The sequence below is a fragment of the Acidovorax cavernicola genome (genome assembly GCF_003581445.1).
In genome coordinates this window covers 1-2,734 of record NZ_QXMN01000130.1, presented here as the reverse complement: position 1 = coordinate 2,734, position 2,734 = coordinate 1, and the positions used below count along the sequence as shown (strand labels likewise).

At 72.8% G+C, this 2,734-nt stretch carries 1 protein-coding gene and 1 pseudogene; both read right to left on the bottom strand.

What is annotated here, in order from left to right; all coding sequences use genetic code 11:
• Positions 1-32: 32 nt before the first annotated feature.
• Complete coding sequence (locus D3H34_RS31580; RefSeq protein WP_119558747.1) at positions 33-2,255, bottom strand: protein-disulfide reductase DsbD family protein; 2,223 nt, start codon at positions 2,253-2,255, stop codon at positions 33-35.
• Between the two features lie 108 nt (positions 2,256-2,363).
• Positions 2,364-2,734, bottom strand: a pseudogene (locus tag D3H34_RS31575) (MATE family efflux transporter); the annotation flags it as partial.

Here is a 2,734-nt window from a genome sequence, read left to right as displayed (position 1 = left end):
GCGGTTGTCCCCATGCCGGAAAGGGTAAATCCCTAGAGCGTCTTCAGCGCGTCATGCACTTCGGCCGGCGACAGCAGCTCGGTCATGACATGCGGCGGTCTGCCCGGTGCATACAGCACGTAGACCGGCACGCCGCTGCGGCCGAGCGCGGCCAGCGCCTGCGTGATCGCCGGGTCGCGCCGCGTCCAGTCGGCGCGCAGCAGCGCCACGCCGCGCGCGGCGAAGCCGGCGCGCACATCTTCACGGTTGAGCGTGGTGTGCTTGTTGACCTGGCAGGTCACGCACCAGGCCGCGGTGAAATCGACGAATACCGGCGTGCCCGCGGCCATGAGGCTGCTCACGCGCTCGGCCGACCAGGGTTGCCATTCGCTGGCGCTGGCCGTGGCTGCGCTTTGCACGGCCGCGGCACGCGTGATGAGCGGGCCGATGGCGTTGCCCAGCCACAGCGTGCCCAGCAGCACCAGGCTGCCCACCAGCCAGCGCGTCCTGCCGGCCAGCGTGAACGCCCAGACCAGCGCGCTGAGCGCGACCAGCAGCACCAGCAGCGCGCCCGCGCCGTCGATGCCGCTTTGCTGGCCCAGCACCCAGACCAGCCAGGCGACGGTGGCGAACATCGGGAATGCCATGGCGCGGCGGAACGTGTCCATCCAGGCGCCGGGCCGCGGCAGCCAGCGCACCAGCGCCGGCATCCAGCTGGCAAGCACATAGGGCAGGGCCATGCCCACGCCCAGCGCGGCGAACACCGTCAGCGCCTGGGCCGCGGGCATGTCGATCGCCAGGCCCAGCGAGGCGCCCATGAACGGCGCGGTGCAGGGCGAGGCGATCGCCACGGCCAGCACGCCCGAGAGGAAGGCTTCGGCCGCCGGGTGGCGCAGGTGGGCGCCGGCCCAGCGCTGGGGCAGCATGCGGCCGAATTCGAACATGCCCGCGAGGTTCAGTCCGAGCAGCGTGAACAGCACGGCCATGGCCGCGACCAGGCCCGGCGACTGCAGCTGGAAGCCCCAGCCGAGCTGCTCGCCGGCCGCGCGCAGCGCGAGCAGCAGGCCGCCGAGCGCCAGGAACGACAGCAGCACGCCCGCGCCGTAGGCCAGGCCGCCGAGGCGCAGCATGCGCCGGTCCTGGCCGTGGCGCGCGAAACCGACGATCTTGATCGCCAGCACCGGGAACACGCAGGGCATGAGGTTGAGAATCAGCCCGCCGACCAGGCCGCCCAACAGCGCCATCCAGAAGCCGGCACTGCCGGCCGCGGGCGGCGTGGCCGGCGCCTGCTGCGCATTCGCGGCCAAGGCGGCCGCGAGCGCGGGCGAGACACCGGCGACGGGCGCGCTGTCCCATTGGCCTTCGACCGTGGCCACGGTACGCCAGGCGACCGGGCCCGACGCGGGGGCCGGAACGGGCGCGACCACGAACGGCAGTTCCTTGGGCGTTTCGCCGCGCATCGCCGACAGCGGCCAGTCGGCGGTCCAGTCTGCACCGTCCCAGGCCTGGGTCCAGCCGCTGCCGGGAAGGGCCGCATGCTCGAGCACTTCGGGCGTTTCCGGGAACAGCACGAGGTTCTGGCCCTGCAGCGCCGCGGGCAGGCCCTGGATGCGCACCTGCAGCCGCGCGCCGTCGACCTTGGCCGTGCTCCGGCCCGACAGCGCCGCGGGCTGGCGCGCCTGGGCCGCGGCAAACGCCGGCGCGTGCAGCGCGGTCGCGCCGCGCACCGGCAGTTGCAGCGTGAAGTCGCCTTCCTCGGGAATGCATTCGACGCGGCACACCAGCCAGCTCGCGTGCACGCGGATGGTCAGCGCTTCGCCGGCCGGGGCCTGGAAGTCGGGCGCGACCTTGAACGGCACGGGCAGCAGCAGCTGGTCTTCATAGCCATAGTTGGCCAGCGGGCCCACGCGGATGATTTTCGGCAGCGGCCAGTCGATCTCGCCGGCTTCGAGGCCCGCGGGCAGTTGCCACTGCAGCTGCGTCGCCAGGCCCGAGTCGCCGGCATTCTTCCAGTAGGTATGCCACTCGGGCTGGTGCGTGATCAGCAGGCCCAGCCACAGCGGCTGGCCGGGCGTGACGCCGTCGGGCGCATGGGCCACGAGTTCGGCGCGCACGCGCGGCGTGGTGACGACCGCGCCCGATGCAGCCTGGCTGCTGCCGAGCAACTGGATCTGGGCGAAGCTGCTTTGCGCCGCTCCGAGCGTGAGCAGGGCCAGGGCAAGCAGCCAGGCGGCGAAGGCCAGTGGCCGGAAGCGGGAGGAGAGGCGGTAGGTCATGGTCGCAAGGTGGGAGCCTGGCAGGGACGGTTTGGTTCCGCAACAGGCCATTGGATGGTAGCGCGCAGCGCGCGCGGCTGCGCGGGCGGGGCCATGCCGCCCGCCGCGCTAGCGCGCCGCGGCGAGCCGTTCGTCCGAGAGGGAGCAGACGGGCGACGGCGGCAGGCCGCCGACTTCGGCCGGCGTGGCCAGCTGTTCTTCGGCCGGAGCGAGCATGCGCGCCTGGCGCCAGCCGCCCCAGCGGTACTAGCCCAGCGACAGCAGCATCGCGCAGCCCGCGCTGACCGGGAAGCTCCACCAGATCGCGTCCACGCCCAGCACCGGCTGCAGCCATTGCGCGAACGGCACGCGCACGCCCCACAGCGCGAGCGCCAGGATCACCAGCGGCGCGACCACGGCGCCCGTGGAGCGCACCACGCCCGAAATCACGAAAGTCACGCCGAAGAACAGGAACGAGCCGATGGCGATGTGGTTGAGGT